12 protein-coding genes are annotated in these 15854 nt (G+C 44.0%); 7 read left to right on the top strand and 5 right to left on the bottom strand.

Features of this window, described 5'->3' with window-relative positions; genetic code table 11:
* Window positions 1-91: 91 nt before the first annotated feature.
* From AM1_RS25070 to AM1_RS25055, 4 genes are all read left to right on the top strand, one after another.
* A complete protein-coding gene (locus AM1_RS25070; RefSeq protein WP_238549068.1) occupies window positions 92-385 on the top strand; it encodes a hypothetical protein in 294 nt (97 codons plus the stop codon).
* Between the two features lie 281 nt (window positions 386-666).
* Window positions 667-1926: a DUF4168 domain-containing protein gene (locus AM1_RS37780; RefSeq protein ID WP_012165720.1), complete on the top strand. Its 1260-nt coding sequence runs from the start codon at window positions 667-669 to the stop codon at window positions 1924-1926.
* A 146-nt stretch (window positions 1927-2072) separates the two neighbouring features.
* The gene (locus tag AM1_RS25060) at window positions 2073-2750 is read left to right on the top strand and encodes a response regulator transcription factor (RefSeq protein ID WP_010476848.1); all 678 of its coding nucleotides are present in this window, start codon (window positions 2073-2075) and stop codon (window positions 2748-2750) included.
* A 52-nt stretch (window positions 2751-2802) separates the two neighbouring features.
* Window positions 2803-4122, top strand: a complete 1320-nt coding sequence (locus AM1_RS25055; protein WP_010476847.1) for a sensor histidine kinase — start codon at window positions 2803-2805, stop codon at window positions 4120-4122.
* A 44-nt stretch (window positions 4123-4166) separates the two neighbouring features.
* Here AM1_RS25055 and AM1_RS25050 read toward each other — a convergent pair whose 3' ends face one another.
* The 4 genes from AM1_RS25050 to AM1_RS25030 form a co-directional block, all read right to left on the bottom strand.
* Complete coding sequence (locus tag AM1_RS25050; RefSeq protein ID WP_012165718.1) at window positions 4167-4985, bottom strand: ABC transporter permease; 819 nt, start codon at window positions 4983-4985, stop codon at window positions 4167-4169.
* Window positions 4986-5297: 312 nt separating this feature from the next.
* A complete protein-coding gene (locus AM1_RS25045; RefSeq protein WP_010472706.1) occupies window positions 5298-5522 on the bottom strand; it encodes a hypothetical protein in 225 nt (74 codons plus the stop codon).
* Window positions 5523-5919: 397 nt separating this feature from the next.
* Complete coding sequence (locus AM1_RS25040; RefSeq protein WP_010472705.1) at window positions 5920-6441, bottom strand: Spy/CpxP family protein refolding chaperone; 522 nt, start codon at window positions 6439-6441, stop codon at window positions 5920-5922.
* A 1338-nt stretch (window positions 6442-7779) separates the two neighbouring features.
* Window positions 7780-8622: a DUF1350 family protein gene (locus AM1_RS25030; RefSeq protein WP_010477286.1), complete on the bottom strand. Its 843-nt coding sequence runs from the start codon at window positions 8620-8622 to the stop codon at window positions 7780-7782.
* 620 nt (window positions 8623-9242) lie between these two features.
* Between AM1_RS25030 and AM1_RS25025 the strand changes: the two genes are divergently transcribed.
* A complete protein-coding gene (locus AM1_RS25025) occupies window positions 9243-10727 on the top strand; it encodes a hypothetical protein (protein ID WP_012165714.1) in 1485 nt (494 codons plus the stop codon).
* 86 nt (window positions 10728-10813) lie between these two features.
* Here AM1_RS25025 and AM1_RS25020 read toward each other — a convergent pair whose 3' ends face one another.
* On the bottom strand, window positions 10814-11194 hold the full coding sequence (locus tag AM1_RS25020; protein ID WP_012165713.1) for a hypothetical protein: 381 nt from the start codon (window positions 11192-11194) through the stop codon (window positions 10814-10816).
* Between the two features lie 219 nt (window positions 11195-11413).
* Between AM1_RS25020 and uvrB the strand changes: the two genes are divergently transcribed.
* Together uvrB and AM1_RS25010 are read left to right on the top strand one after the other, a co-directional pair.
* Window positions 11414-13420, top strand: coding sequence for an excinuclease ABC subunit UvrB (gene uvrB, locus AM1_RS25015; RefSeq protein ID WP_012165712.1), 2007 nt, complete (start codon window positions 11414-11416; stop codon window positions 13418-13420).
* Between the two features lie 276 nt (window positions 13421-13696).
* Entirely contained in the window at window positions 13697-15841 is a 2145-nt protein-coding gene (locus AM1_RS25010; RefSeq protein WP_012165711.1) for an ATP-binding response regulator, read from the top strand.
* Window positions 15842-15854: the final 13 nt, after the last annotated feature.

Here is a 15854-nt window from a genome sequence, read left to right as displayed (position 1 = left end):
TTCCCAATTTCTTCACACTTTAAATTTATCCTCAGTATTTGAAAGAGTTCTAAAGAAGCTCTGTTTTATCACTTTGGTGGAGGTATTTGAAGTGAAACTTAAACTCATCCCAGCATTACTAACTTTAGGACTAGCCACATTCCTTGGCGCTTGCGAAACAGTTAGCGAAAATGCTCCAACTCAGCCTGGGAGCGAAGCTGAAGTTCCTCAGGGTGGCGCAGAATTAGACGATACAGAAACTCCCAAGTATCCCCCAGCACCTGATGCAGTTCCTGGCGATAGCCCAGACGAAGCATCTGGAATTCCTGCTGTACCTGACGCTGAAGCCCCAGCAATTCCAGATGCGCCTGATGCAACAGATTCAACTGAACCTCAAGCCCCTTAGGTTTAGAAGCAAGATTTTTCTATTCAACTGTTTCTGTACAAAGAAACAGTTGAATCCTTTATTAGGAATAGGATTGCTTAACTATTTTTCACAATCAGCAAATGCTTTTTGAGCTTTCCGACTGTTGTGTGCATTCAAATTTCCTGAACAGAGTAATTGTCAAGTCGACAATCATTGCAATAGATAGCTTTGTTTCAGGACATAAGCATTCAGACCACTAATGAGCTGAGTTTTACAGATCACTCCAGACCATTCGTTACCTATTTTGATTAGGAGTACCTATGAATACTCAAAAGTATGTCTCAACTTTGAAAATCTTCCCTACGCTGCTCGGTCTAGCAAGCATGAGTGTTTTGACCAGCTTACCTAGCGTTGCCAGCCAATCTTCCCTTCTTTCATCTACCCAGTTAATAGCTGAAGCAGAAGCGCCTAAAGAGCTATCTCCTGCTGCTTTGAAAATTCTATGCAAGAATTTTCCTCTCAACTCTCAATGCACTGGAGCCGCAACTGAAAGTACTGAAGATGCTTCAGCATCAGATAGCGCACCTGCAGATGCGACTGTATCAGAAGAAACCACTGATTCTCCCGCCATGAGCGATGCTCCAAGTGGTGAAGTTGATGCTGCAACTGAACCAACAGGTACGGCAGAGGGTGGTGCAGAACAGCCCACCGAAACACCTACTGCCAGTGATGCCCCTACTGAAGATACCGTGGAAGCGACTGATGAGACAGACGCTGCTGCAGAAGGCGGTGCAGAGCAACCTGCTGGTGATCCATCTGCTAGTGATGCTCCTACCGACGACGCCATGAAGGCCACTGATGAGACGGACGCTGCTGCAGAAGGTGGTGCAGAGCAACCCGCTGATGATCCGTCTGCCAGTGATGCTCCTGCCGATGCCACTACTCCGGCGATGTCAGCTCCCACCGTTACGCCTCCTACAGTTACCCCTCCAGCCGTAACTCCCCCCGTTTCAGGTCCTGAAGGCGGTGAAGGGGGAGCTGCGCAACCTACAGATGATACGGGTGCCACTCCTGCAGCCCCTATAGAAGAAGCGAGCCCTGAAGGAGCAATGCCTTCTGAAACCGATCAACCCTCCAGCAGTACTCCTGAAACTACACCCAGTGCTGATGCTTTGAAGCCAGAAGCAGAATCTGTTTCTGGAGAACAATCCTCCATCTCTGAGAGTGAGCTCAAGCAATTTGCAACCGCTATACCTCAGTTAAGTTCCCTTGAGAAAACAACTAAAGGTGAAATTTCTCAAGTGATCGGACAGTCAGGACTTAGCCAAGATAAGTTCAATGCACTATACAATGGGCAGCAAGCCAGCAGCCCAACCGTAGACGCAACTGACGCAGAGAAGCAATCTTTTGAGCAAGCGATGACCAAAATTCAGGCCATTGAAAAAAAAGGACAAGCTGAGCAAGAGAAGGTAATTCGCTCTCAGGGACTAGAGCCTCAGAGATTTAGTCAAATCCTAGCGGCTGTTCGCCAAGACCAATCCTTGCGAACTAAAGTTCAGCAGATGTTGCAAACAAACTAGAGCGGTTCACCCATTTAGTGAATCTGCTTTTTTGATAAGAAAACATTACGGCACACCCAGTTTGCCGTAATGTTTTCTGTATGGGACATCTGATGAGTAGCTAGATCTTCCCCATTTGGTATTGAGACAAAGAGAGAAAAATCAGAATGAAGCTTCTACTAGTAGAAGATGACGAGCGAATTGCAGAAGCATTGGCAGAAGATCTGACGGATCAGCATTATGCAGTAGATATTGCCCATGACGGGGAAATGGGCTGGGAACTACTAGAGGCGTTTACCTATGACTTGGTTTTGCTCGATGTGATGTTGCCTAAAATGGATGGTTTGGCCTTTTGTCGACAGATGAGAGCACAAGGTTTGGATATTCCTGTATTGATGCTGACGGCTCGAGATACCACGGCCAATAAAGTCGATGGTCTAGACGCAGGTGCCGATGATTATGTCGTCAAACCTTGTGAGTTAGAGGAAATATCTGCTAGGATTCGAGCCCTTTTGCGTCGGGGTCCCATGACCTCGCCACCTATCCTGGAATGGGAGGATCTAAAGTTAAATCCCAATACCTGTGAGGTCTTTTTTCAAGAAGAGATAATTGCTTTGACACCCAAAGAATATAGTCTATTGGAGCTTTTTTTAAGAAACAAGCGTCGAGTATTCAGTCGAGCCCAAATCCTGGAACATCTTTGGGCTTATGAAGTTTTACCTGAAGAAGATACGGTGAAAGCCCATATCAAAGGGTTACGGCATAAATTGAAAGGGGCAGGAGCCCCCAATGATTTAATTCAAACGGTCTATGGTTTTGGCTATCGTCTTAAACAGGTTTCGTAATCCTCTCTTTCAAGGATTACGGTGGCGTTTACTGCTGTCTTACCTCTTGGTTATGGCAGCAATATTGGCCGTTTTTAGCGTACAAGTCTATGTTTTCGTTAGTCGACGACTTTACGCTCAAATTGATGCAGAATTACAAACTTTAGCCCAATCTGCAGCCCTTTCTCTCTCTGATATTAAACAGGAAGGTAAACCCTATCTCGATAAAGTAGATAAAGTGCCGTGGCGCGATATCTTTAATCGAGACCGCCATAGTTTGGAATGGTTTACAGCAGATGGCCGATTATTGGCTCGGAAAGGGGCGATTACCCTTCATTTGCCACCAAAACTGAGAGAACAAAATATAGTCGTCCGAGTCATAAGAGAAGAGAAGTCTTTTCAGGTTCGTGCCTTTACTATTTCAGTTCATAGCGATGCCGATGCGTTAAAACGTCCCTTACTAGAAGGGTATATCCGGGCAAGTCAGTCCATTGCACCTGTTGAAAAAGCTCAGCTTAGACTGCTGTGGGGATTAGGTGTAGGAGGAACAATTGCGCTAGGTTTAGTTGGGATAGGAGGGCTGTGGCTAACGGAATATTCACTCAAGCCGGTTGAGCAAAGCTTTTTGAGGCTGAAGCAGTTTACCGCTGATGCTTCCCATGAATTACGCACTCCTCTAACAGTAATCAAAACATCTGTTGAGGTGATGATGAATCATCCAGAAAGGGTTCATCCTAAAGATGCTAAAAAACTTGCAGCTATTTCCAGTGCAACTGCACAAATGAACCGCTTAGTTGAAGATCTACTCTTTTTGGCGAGAACAGATACATCTGTACCCACTGCCCGACGCGAATGGACTAGGGTGGCTTTAGATGAAGTCCTCAAAGACCTAGTCGACTTTTTAGATCCTTCCGCCCAAACGCAAGGGGTTACATTAGTAACCCAAGGCATAGTTCCAATGACATTAGTTGGAGATGCCATGCAATTGGCTCGATTATTCTCAAACTTGTTAAGGAATGCTGTAGCATACACCCCTTCTGGAGGGACAGTTACTCTATCCGTAGCTCGGACTAACCAGGTCACTATTATCAGTGTGGAAGATACTGGAATAGGCATCTCTAAAGAGCAAATTCCATATATCTTTAACCGCTTTTATCGTGTGGATAAACACCGAGCCCGCAGGCAAGGAGGCTTAGGCCTTGGGTTGGCTATCGCTCAATCCATTGCTCAACTCCATAAAGGCAAAATTACTATTCAGAGTCAAGTTGGAGTAGGTAGTTGTTTCCGAGTCCATTTGCCAACGGTACAAATGGGTGTTGTGACTGAAGTATCTAATAACTCTATTCAACTAGCTTCGAGGAGCACTCAATTAGTATCTCCGGAGGTTAAATAAAGTATTACAAATTCTCGAAACGGATTTTTTCCCAAAAGCGCAGTTTAGTCTTGTTGATTGGAGAACTGGTGAGCTCCAATTATGGCAAGGATCAAGGCCATACTGAGTAAGATGGGTAGAGTAAACCAAGGGAATTGCTGTAATGGTAAATAGGCAGCAGCCCTTAACCCTAGGCTAGTGTAGGTTAAAGGTAGAACGTAAAGAAGTGCCTTAAAGTATATTGGCAAACTACTCGGGTCAAAGAAAGTTCCCCCTAAAAATGACATTGGTACGATCAGAAAATTGTTATAGAGCCCAACGCTTTCGATTGAGGATACGTTTAGACCTGCAATAACACCTAGTCCAGCAAACACCGAGCAGTTTAAGATCAGCAAGAGCAAGAACAGCGGATTCAAAAAGCCGAATATCTTACCTGTACTAAGAATCGCGATTACGATCACGGCCGATGATGTTAGCAATCCTCGTGCAACACCAGCCATGACTTTCCCAAGATAGAGGGCTAAAGGATGTATGGGCAGCAACAAAAGCTCTTCAAAGGTTTTGCTATACAACCTATCGCCACAAATAGAGAAAGTAGTACCAGCAAAACAAATCGTCATCGACGAAAGGGCAATCATACCTGGCAGGATAAACTCCAGATAGGTATCCCCCACAGTTGGTTTGCCTAAAGAATTCCCTAAGCCCAACCCGAAAGCCAAAATGTAGATGATCGGAGAAACCATACCAGAGGCAATGATTTGCTTGACCCTTACACGCAAATCTAGCCATTCCCCCCAAAAAATGGTTAAGCTGTCAAACCATATCTCTTGGACAAGGGGAAACGAACAATTATGGCTTAGAGATAAATCTAGTTTTTGGGGCATTGTGTAACAACTATTCTTAAACTTTAATAATTGTTACAGATTTTCTGTTGTGAAGGAGAATTTTCTCGCTCTTTGAATAATTTTTTGATTTTACCAGCTCGGTACTAGTGAAAACGGCTGAAGTCGAGTATCTTCAATAACTTGGCCTTATATTGAACCTTCGATGCAATACCTTGTTAAGGCTCTGGCCAAGCTTCGATCAAACTCACCCTTAATTTTTTATCCAAGTTATTAGAGGAGTTTGCGAATTTAGAGGAAGATCAACGAATCTACTACTCATTTGATTCTTCAACCTACTAACACGAGGTGTTATTAATAGTCGCAAAATAGTTCAGATTGCTTGATTAACTGTTGTAGTTCATCACATTCCATTCCTTGAATAGCCATTGCAAGGCCAGTATGAACCAGCGCTAATCTCTGCCGTGCTTCTGGACTTAAATCTTCTGCAGCTTCTTCTGCACAATCTAGGATTGTAGCTGTCATGGTCAAGTTATCAAAGGTAACTGCTAATGCTTCGGCTAACAGGCTGGTTAACATGATCTCCCCGCTTTTTTCCTGAGTTCTCTTTTATCATCTGCCAAAGTAATTGGGAGCGAAACAGAGTTATCACGGATTTGTTATGCGAGGTGGCCCAAAACTCTAGTGGTTTACCCGGATAGCGATCATACTTAGTCCAAGCCCGAATCACTGATAGGTTCTAGTGGTTTACTCGGAGGAGGAACAACACAAAGGATATTTCTGCTTAGTTTTTTAATTTGATACTCCATAGTGAATAGTTTAGGAGATAGGGAAGCCATTCGATACTATATTCGAGGCACCAAACCACACTAGCTAGGGTTTTGAGGGGTAAGTGAATTTATTATCTTTCCAATAACCATAATTCCAAATCTGCTTTGGGTTAGGAATTATGGTTATTGGGGTAGTGCTTGTGGCACTATTCCCCTTGAGCACTTCCTGGTCTATGATGTCGACGACCATGGCGGCGCCCCCAACGGCCTTTTCTTTGCTTCTTGAACTCTGCCATTTTAGTTCGTTGCTCAGGTGTGAGAACTTGTCGAATCTTTAGTTTGGTTTCAAATCGGGCTTCACCCATGTCACGGCGCAAGTCTTGTAAAACTCGATGTTGTGCTCTCAATTCATCATCAGTTGCATCACTACCCATCAAGGTCTGCATTTTGTCTCTAGCAGCTCGCAAGGCTTCTCGTTTTGCTTGCTTATCCTGTTTATTCTGCTCTCGAATCTGATCAATTTCTGCGGCTTGCTCTGGGCTGAGATTCAGTTGCTGACGGAACTGCTCTCGTCGACGTTTTTTGAACTCTTCCTTATTTGGTTTTTCAGTTGTCTCTTGTGCAATTGCGTAGCTAGGAAACAAGGATTCGGTCGCAATATTCAAACCATTCCCTATGGGGATTAATAGTGGTAAAGCAGCCAGTAAATAAACAGCACGAAATTTCATACTAGAAAACCTCTTGTTTGGAGATGTTGGGTGGATGTGTGTGCATTAGTACTCCCAACACTCTAATCATAAGAAAAGCACCTCTATGACCGATAGGATCGCATTTCCCAAATTGTTATGGATCTAAAGAACCGGATGGGAGTAGTACCAAAGTTCTAGGTCCCAGGTAAAAAGTGAAGGTAGATCGACTGAACTTTAGTCTAGCTCAGAAGATGTATATTTTTTTCATACCAAACAAAGACCTTGGCATGAGTATTCATTAAAAATATTCTCAAGTGTCATTTTAATGTATTTGGCATATACTCACTTCAAAAACCAACCTTAAAAAAACTTTTTTAATCAACTCATCAATCCCCTTGTTCAATATCAATATTTATATCAGAAAATTCAAAAAAGAATAAAATTCAAATGAAACAAACTTCAAAAAACATCCCTTTTTTAATAAATTCATAGTCCAAATGGTCATCGATATATCCAATAGGCCATCCAAATCCTTAATAAAGAATAAAGGCAATAGCCTTAAGAGAAGAATTAAAAATATAAACATCACAAGTAAAAAATGCCAACCAACATCTCTAAGCATTTATAGAAAATAACTCTAGAGATACATAATACTAACAAACAATATCCCGGCTAAAGATCATGCTAGAACACAGAAAAACCACGTTGTTGATGTGATCTAGGCTGGATGAATTATTGGCCTTAGCCGATAAGCTACTAGAAGATAAATAATCAGATTAAAAGCAATTTTTTAGCTCTTAAATTAATAAAAACAGAGAGAATTTATTGCGGCTTAATCTGATATATACCTAGCACATCATTCAACGTTCTCATTAGATTTTTCTGTTGGAGGAATTCACTTTTCTAAAGACAATTAAAGTTACAATACTAGGACTAATAGCAGTAACTACAACCACACTCGCTATTCCTCAAGCTAATGCTTACTACCCCTGAGGTTGGGCAACAATCCGAAGCTCTTGAACAGAAGAACAGTTCATTAGTAGCACATGGTCACAGGCAAAGAAGACGAAAATTTCGTCGGGTTCGTTGGCGTTGGCATAAAAAATGGGTATGTTTTCGACGCCCAATTTTTACCTACCGCCATGAACGTAAGATCGTGAAGTTTAAGCGTCATTGTCGCTGAAAAAGATATCGAGTAAGGCATTTCTAAATTGATCCTAATTGATAACAACTCAACACATAGGCCTGAAAAGCATCAATAATGTCATCGTTTGAATATACCTAAACAGCTCAAGGAAAATGAAATTACCTTGAGCCGTCAATAAGGCTAAGCACTGCACTATCCTTTGATAGTGTTTCAACAGCGCCAGGTGCTGATTAAAGCGCTTTTAGGAATTTCAAGACAGTTTCGACTAGTACTGAATCGCCCAGCCGAAACCCCATCGGTGTCAAATGCTCGCCAGGTAATTCAGCCATCTGGGCAGGCTTGTGGGGTAAATTCTGTTTCAACCAATCTACAGTATCTTCAGCAATTTTATCTTTCGTAAATGAGATTAAACCCATCAATCCAAATAACTGACTTCCCTTAATAAGGCAATGAGTCTCTTCCACACTAGGTTTAACATCTAACCCCAGGCGTTTCACAAAATCTGCGACTGCTTTAACAGGTATCGCACTTTCAATGCCTGTAATAGCTGGAGCCATCAATATAGAAGGCTGATTCAAGAGAGAAATATCTTTAAAATCAACTCCTTTTAGGCGATCTTCAAGTTCCTGATACTGATCGAGACCAACACAGTTTCCTAAAATCTCTTTTTCAGACTTAGTTTCTAGATCCGTTAGCAATTCAAGTAAAGCTATATATTTATTTCCTAAACTATGTCCTAACCAGAAATAATTCTTAGTTGCTGATTTGGGATTCTCTTCATAAATTTTATAATCATAGTTCCGCCGTTTTGCCTCTTCTAGAATGGCTAGACGGAGGGCTCTTTGCTCACGAACTAGTCCAATGGCGACAGACCAGTGGCGAAATGTAAATCGATAGGGCAAAGCAATAATCGTATATCCCTGGTCATAGATCTTTTGTAGGAGAAATCGGTAGAAGATGGTGGGGAATGAGCCAAAAAAAGCGCCTCCAATAAATTGAACAACCCCAACAGGCCTTGGATGGATCGCAACCCAACTAAATTGCAATGGTAAAAATTTAAATGTTGATTGCATGAAAACCCTCATCAAATTTGATTTTCAGGACAGCCAACAGGTTATCAAACCTATTAGCTCAAACCTCAAGCCCCACCTTTCCCACAACGGCAAAAAGAAGTCCCTCTCCTTAGAATTTAAATTTATTGTTAAGCCATGGAACTACTACCATTAGTATGGATGAAGTTTTTGGCTATTTTGACCAGAATGTGGATTAGATAATGGGTGGTTTCATAAGCTATATCAGCAATGAATCTAATTTTTATGCAAAAAATTAGTTTAAGAATAAAGCTTGAAATTATTTTCTAATATCAAATATCGTTGTATTCATAATTTTAATTACATATTATCGAGAGAATAGTTGTAATTAAGAAGCACCATTAAATATTTGAACGCTAGCATCACCTTAATGCTATATATCGCAACAATTTCCCAATCCTATACTCCACTTAGAAGCAAAATCACCCAATATCGATGAGGAGTCAGATCCTGGTGTAGGAATTCATTCGATTCAGAATCCTGACAATAATTTGTAGAATTTATCAGAGCTTAAACATATTTCCTGAAAGAGTGATCTATCATCTGACAGGAAAATCTTCCAGATTGACCCAAATCCTCACTATTGCAAGGATTAAGCCTTTATGATTGCAACTGCACCATTGCCCCATTCACAACAAGATAATCTTCAGTCTCTGTTACCCAATCTTGCGGGACGGGAATCAGAACTAGCAGCCCTAGTCAACCATTCTGATCCAATTTACTTACCCACAACCGATTTACGGTTAGAGAACATCTACTCCAGTTTTGCTTGTGCCCTCCATATGCATCAGCCCACTATCCCAGCGGGCCCACAAGGAGCGCTCATCAGCAATCTGCAGCATATGTTTGAGAACCCTGGTGATGGCGATAACCATAACGCTGAAGTGTTTGCCTGGTGTTACAGCCGCATGGGTGATTTCATCCCTGAATTAGTGAGTGCGGGTTGTTCCCCACGAATCATGCTGGATTACTCCGGCAACCTCCTGTGGGGACTCCAACAGATGGGACGAGACGATGTTCTGGATAACCTGAAAAAGCTGACTTGCAATCCGCAGTATCAACCCTATGTTGAATGGTTGGGAACCATGTGGAGTCATGCTGTAGCTCCTTCCACACCAATCCCCGATTTGAAATTGCAAATTCAAGCCTGGCAGCAGTATTTTGCCAGCCTATTTGGAGATGAGGCTCTCAAGCGGGTCAAAGGCTTCTCTCCCCCGGAGATGCATCTTCCCAACCATCCTGATACCCTTTTTGAATACATTAAAGCCCTAAAGGAATGTGGCTATCGTTGGTTGATGGTGCAAGAGCATTCTGTTGAGCGATTAGACGGATCCGGCTTATGGCATGACGATAAGTACATCCCTAATCAGCTCGTGGCTCGCAATTCAAAAGGCGAGACCATCAGCATTACTGCTTTGATCAAAACTCAAGGGTCTGATACGAAGTTGGTTGCCCAAATGCAGCCTTACCACGAGGCTAAAGGTCGGGGACGTCAAGAGATTGGAGGCATCTCAGTACCCTCCTGCGTAACCCAAATCGCCGATGGTGAGAATGGGGGCGTGATGATGAATGAATTCGCCCGGGACTACCAACCCGTTTGGCATGAGCTGAAAGATCAAGGGGCTGGGGTCGCTGGCATCCATGGTACGGAGTATTTAGAGCTATTGGATGCTGCGGGTGTGAATCCAGACGATTACCCCACTTGCCAGGCTGTAGGCCAACATAAAATCTGGAATAAGATTGGGACCGATGCGGTTAGCCCAGAGAAGGTCGAAACTGCAATTAAAGAGCTACAAGCTACCGATCACCAATTCCATATGGATGGGGCCTCTTGGACGGATGACTTGAGCTGGGTGAAGGGATATGAGAATGTTCTCGAACCCATGAACCAGTTGAGCGCTATGTTTCATCAGAAATATGATCCCCTCGTTCAAGCGGATCCAAGTACGACTCAACGGCCCGATTATCAGGAAGCTTTACTTTACGTTCTCCTAGTAGAGACGAGTTGTTTCCGATATTGGGGTCAAGGGACTTGGACTGACTATGCCCGTGAACTATTTCGACGGGGAGAGGATTTACTGAAGTAGGAATTTTCCCCTTTCGACCATATAAGGCCGGACTAGCTCTATTAAGAACCAGTCCGGCCTTAATTTTTATGTTGAGAATGCTCGGGTTAGTACATGTTGTCAATCAATGCGCTGGAAAGGGTATTTGCGCCTCTTCCATAACCGCTGACCATCACAGTGACACGCTTATTGGCACGATATCGTTTGGCAAACTGAGAACAATCGATAATGGCAGAATAATCTTCATTGTCAGCAAAGATAAACGGGGTATTGTTGATATTCACTTCTGGCCTCCGGACATTGAGACCTTCTCGTCTTAGGGAAACAGAAGCCCTGCGCATACAATCCCGCTGATTGAGTCGAACCGTGCCGTAGCGATAAAAGAGGGCAGGGCCAGCAAATGCACCAAAGGTACTGACCGCTTGAACACCTACGGCCACAGATGCCATTACCAGTGCTTTTGCAGAAATCTTATTGAACTTAGACATGATGTATTACTCCTTTCTGTGACTCAAGCAGAAAGCGTGAATCCTCTATGTAGGGGCTGTTTTACCTGCTTTGATTTGAGTCCTTGGTTATTTATAATTTAGGCGGAGGAAATGGGACTGAACGTGACAGTTGTCACGGGGGGGTATTGTTCTATGTCATGCTGCTGCCGTAGTTCGAAAAATTCGGCATTATAAAGAGGCAGTCACCTCTTCGCCCCAATGACAGCTTTTGACCTTCATGCTCCGTTTGTTCCTAAAGGTGATCAACCCCAAGCTATTGAGAAACTAACAACGCACCTTCAGTCTGGCCATTCTAGGCAAACGTTGCTGGGTGCGACGGGGACGGGTAAAACCTTCACCATGGCAAAAGTGATTGAAGAGATTGGTAAACCCACGCTAATCTTGGCCCATAACAAAACCCTAGCTGCACAGCTATGCAACGAAATTCGTTCGTTTTTTCCCAACAATGCCGTTGAGTATTTCATCAGCTATTACGACTATTACCAACCTGAAGCCTATATTCCGGTCACGGATACCTTTATTGAAAAAACAGCTTCTATCAATGAAGAAATTGATATGCTGCGGCATTCGGCCACACGGTCACTCTTTGAACGTCAGGATGTCATCGTCGTGGCGTCGATCAGCTGTATTTACGGCTTGGGGATTCCCGCTGAGTACCTTAAGGCATCAATCCCCCTTAAGGTTGGAGCCGAGGTCGATCAGCGGCAGTTGCTACGAAATCTGGCAGCCGTGCAATATACCCGTAATGATGTGGACTTAGGGCGAGGGCGATTTCGTGTCAAAGGTGATGTTCTGGAAATTGGTCCAGCCTATGAAGACCGGATTATTCGGGTAGAGTTTTTTGGGGATGAGATCGATGCCATTCGCTATGTCGATCCCGTTACTGGAGAGACATTACAGAGTTTGGAAGGACTGAATGTATACCCTGCACGCCACTTCGTAACTCCTACAGAGCGATTGGAGATGGCCGTTGAAGCCATTGACGCGGAGAGAACAGCCCAAGTTGAGCACCTAGAAGGAGCTGGGAAACTGTTGGAAGCTCAGCGATTGAATCAGCGCACTCGATACGATTTGGAAATGTTACGAGAGGTGGGCTATTGCAACGGCGTGGAGAATTATTCTCGCCATCTGGCGGGTCGGCAGGCGGGAGAGCCGCCAGAATGCCTGGTAGATTATTTCCCCAAGGACTGGTTATTAATTGTGGATGAGTCCCATGTGACCGTACCTCAGATTCGAGGCATGTATAACGGTGATCAGGCCCGTAAAAAGGTTTTGATTGATCACGGTTTTCGGCTCCCCAGTGCAGCAGATAATCGTCCTCTCAAGTCTGAGGAATTTTGGCAGAAAGTGGGGCAGTGTGTATTTGTATCAGCGACTCCCGGCCTTTGGGAAATCGAGTTATCAGAGAATCGCGTGGTTGAACAAGTGATTCGACCCACTGGCGTTGTCGATCCAGAAATTTTTGTGCGTCCAACAACAGGCCAAGTGGACGATTTATTGGCTGAAATTCAAGAGCGGGTGGGGCGACAAGAACGGACGTTAATTACGACTCTAACTAAACGGATGGCGGAGGACCTGACGGAGTACTTTGAAGAGCGGGGGGTACGCGTTCGCTATTTGCACTCAGAAATTAATGCCATTCAACGCATTGAAATTTTAAGGGATCTACGGGAGGGCGTATTTGATGTGCTCATTGGAGTCAATTTATTGCGAGAGGGATTGGACTTACCGGAAGTTTCTCTCGTGGCGATCTTGGATGCAGACAAGGAAGGGTTTCTCAGAGCTGAACGCTCATTGATTCAAACCATTGGCCGGGCTGCACGACATGTCCGGGGCCAAGCGATTCTCTATGCCGATAATCTAACGGATAGTATGGAGAAGGCGATTTCCGAAACTGAACGGCGGCGTAAGATTCAGCTTGCCTACAATAAAAAACATGGCATCACTCCACAACCGGTCAAAAAAGGATCTGACAATGCGATTTTGGCCTTTCTGGAAGTCTCCCGCCGCCTCAATACCCAGGAACTTGAAGATGCTTATGAACAAGCGGATGATTTGCCCTTGGAAAGCGTGCCAGAGTTGATCACCCAGTTGGAAGCACAGATGAAAGAAGCTGCGAAGAATCTGGAGTTTGAGGAGGCCGCAAAATATCGCGATCGCATCAAGAATCTAAGATCTAAACTCCTCGGTCAACAGTCCCCTTGATCAGATTGCCACTTCTTTGGGAAATATCACCTTAGGCCAGGTCTAAGTCCATCTTTTTTTATCCAGTTCCGATCTGCAAGGTACGCTGGCAATTCATGAAATAATACAAGCAGCCAGAGTAGTTCAAGATTCTTATTTAATTTCGCCATATCTCGTTTTTAGTATCCCCTTCTGCCCTAAAATCTGCGATCTTCAACCAAAGTCCTTCTTTATATCTCTTTATCAGTATCGATATTGGCCAAACTTCCAAGCCGATCACGAATTAAGACGATTACTGTGTTATTCGAACAAACCACTGTTGGTGAGTTTTTGCAGCAGACCTTAGTATGTCAAGCGGAAACTTCTATTCAAGACATATTAGATAGACTTCAGCAGCAAGGTTCTGTATCTCCCGATGCTCTGTCTGAGGATGAGGCTAGTGATGGGGGCAATCTATCCCAATTAGTGGTGGTTAATGCACAGCAGCAACCTATTAGTCTTGTGCCTTTATCGCAATTTATCCATTTGTTTATTGCTGAAAAACAGTCCGCCGAAGCGGTTTCGCCTCAGCAACCCATTGGAGAATGGGGCGATTTGCATAATCACCCCTTACAGCAGGTGGCAGCTACAAGCTCTCTCAAGCAATTTTGGCAGTATTTACAAACCTTTTCCCAAGATCTCAGTTTGTCTTGGGCAATTGTTGAGGATGGAACCGGTAAATATTTGGGTTTATTGGATACCCCTAAGCTCGTTCAGTTCTTGGCCCATCATGCCCCCTTGAGCGTTGCGATCAAGTTTTCTTCGGATCTAAAAAGTTCAGTCTCGCCAACTTTAGCGTTATCCGATACACCACTGGCATCACCAGAGTCATCAGATTCTCAAGACCCAATATCCACACCTGCTCCCTTGAGTGCGGAACTATTGGCTGAAATTAGCCATGAACTTAAATCTCCTTTGACGGCAATTCTCAGTTTGTCCAATGTTCTCAGTCATCAGGGCATTCAAAATTTATCGGAGCGGCAATTGCAATATATGCAGTTGATTCATCAGAAAAGTCAGCATCTGATGGGGATCCTCAATACGCTGCTGGACTTAACTCAACTACCAGGCCAAGTTCAGCCTGAAACCCAGACAAATGTTCGCCTTGATCTGCTTTGTGACGATGCGATCGCACAAGCGAAACGATACTATCAACTGGAAGAAGGCACAGCTAATCAGGCTTCTCTCATCATTCATCGGCATCCTCAGGGCGTCCTTGGCTCCATCACCAGTGATGAGCTGAAATTACGTCAAATTCTGATACATCTTTTACACAATGCTTTAGGGGCAACTCAGGGGCAGTCCCCCATCGCATTGAGAGTTGAGCAGTGGCAAGGGTGGACTATTTTTACCATTTCTGATCAGGGCGTTTCAATTCCCCACCGACAACAACCCCTCATTTTTCAACTCCCCCAAGCTTGGACGATTCCTGACCAAGATTTTCTGGGTAAAACAGGACTAGGGTTGGTGCTGGCCCAACGCATAGCCGAACAGATGTCAGGGGATATTTCCTTTATCTCTGGGCCGACGCTGGGGAACACTTTCTCACTGTATGTGCCTCCAGAACCCCTGCGAAGACGGCAAACTAAAATTACTCAAAGCTTGGTTCTTCTGATTGCCACAAACCCTAGTTTGATTGAACAAGTTAATCAATATTTATCGAAGCAATCTCTAAAGGTCGTCGTGGCCCGTTCAGAGTTAGAAGCCGCTCAGAAAATCATCCTATTCAAACCTCAAGCCATTATTCTACAAACTCTGCTCACCACTGGCTCAGGATGGGATATCCTTTCAATTCTCCAACAGCGAGAGAGGGATTGCCCCATCCTTTTAATAGGAAGTACCGCAGACTGTCAACAAATTACTGACTTTAGAGTGGATGGTTGCTTAACCTTAGACGAGCTGCAACCCGGCCTAGCACGATGGTTAGAGAAGTGCTTAAAATCCAAGATTCCTACCCATGGATCGGCCCCTAAGCCGAAAAACCTCACACCATCCAACTTCCCAACAGCGCAAAAATTAACCGTTCTCCATTTAGACAGCAATCAAGATCAATCCGGCAACGCATTACCCATTAATATCAGCCAATCCCTGTATAAACATCAATGGAGAGTAATATCGACTACAACTTTGGATGAAGCTGAGTTATTGGTAGATATTTGGAAACCTGATGTTATTCTCTATACCGATGATGATTCTGCGCCGTTCTTGAATATGGCAGCAGACTCTCCCTTAATCTCTTTCCCTTTTGTTATTCTTCATCCTGAGGTCCAGGAGATGGCCCTTGAGCGGGGAGACTTAGAGGTTTTTTCTCATGCTAACCTAACCCAACTGCCTTCCAGCACTGAACTTTCAGAAGTATCGTCACTGTTACACATACTCAACAACTCTACCGCAGCAGAGTAGAGGACATACGATA

The sequence above is a fragment of the Acaryochloris marina MBIC11017 genome (assembly GCF_000018105.1).
GTDB lineage: Bacteria > Cyanobacteriota > Cyanobacteriia > Thermosynechococcales > Thermosynechococcaceae > Acaryochloris > Acaryochloris marina.
The sequence above is the reverse complement of the archived record's forward strand: the minus strand, read 5'-3'. Positions and strand labels throughout refer to the sequence as shown.

What these genes read in the sequence shown, in the direction of transcription:
- AM1_RS37780 (WP_012165720.1), top strand. Translation starts at nt 667, where the DNA reads ATGAATACTCAAAAGTATGTCTCAACTTTGAAAATCTTCCCTACGCTG.
- AM1_RS25060 (WP_010476848.1), top strand. Translation starts at nt 2,073, where the DNA reads ATGAAGCTTCTACTAGTAGAAGATGACGAGCGAATTGCAGAAGCATTG.
- AM1_RS25055 (WP_010476847.1), top strand. Translation starts at nt 2,803, where the DNA reads ATGGCAGCAATATTGGCCGTTTTTAGCGTACAAGTCTATGTTTTCGTT.
- AM1_RS25050 (WP_012165718.1), bottom strand. Translation starts at nt 4,985, where the DNA reads ATGCCCCAAAAACTAGATTTATCTCTAAGCCATAATTGTTCGTTTCCC.
- AM1_RS25045 (WP_010472706.1), bottom strand. Translation starts at nt 5,522, where the DNA reads ATGTTAACCAGCCTGTTAGCCGAAGCATTAGCAGTTACCTTTGATAAC.
- AM1_RS25040 (WP_010472705.1), bottom strand. Translation starts at nt 6,441, where the DNA reads ATGAAATTTCGTGCTGTTTATTTACTGGCTGCTTTACCACTATTAATC.
- AM1_RS25030 (WP_010477286.1), bottom strand. Translation starts at nt 8,622, where the DNA reads ATGCAATCAACATTTAAATTTTTACCATTGCAATTTAGTTGGGTTGCG.
- AM1_RS25025 (WP_012165714.1), top strand. Translation starts at nt 9,243, where the DNA reads ATGATTGCAACTGCACCATTGCCCCATTCACAACAAGATAATCTTCAG.
- AM1_RS25020 (WP_012165713.1), bottom strand. Translation starts at nt 11,194, where the DNA reads ATGTCTAAGTTCAATAAGATTTCTGCAAAAGCACTGGTAATGGCATCT.
- uvrB (WP_012165712.1), top strand. Translation starts at nt 11,414, where the DNA reads ATGACAGCTTTTGACCTTCATGCTCCGTTTGTTCCTAAAGGTGATCAA.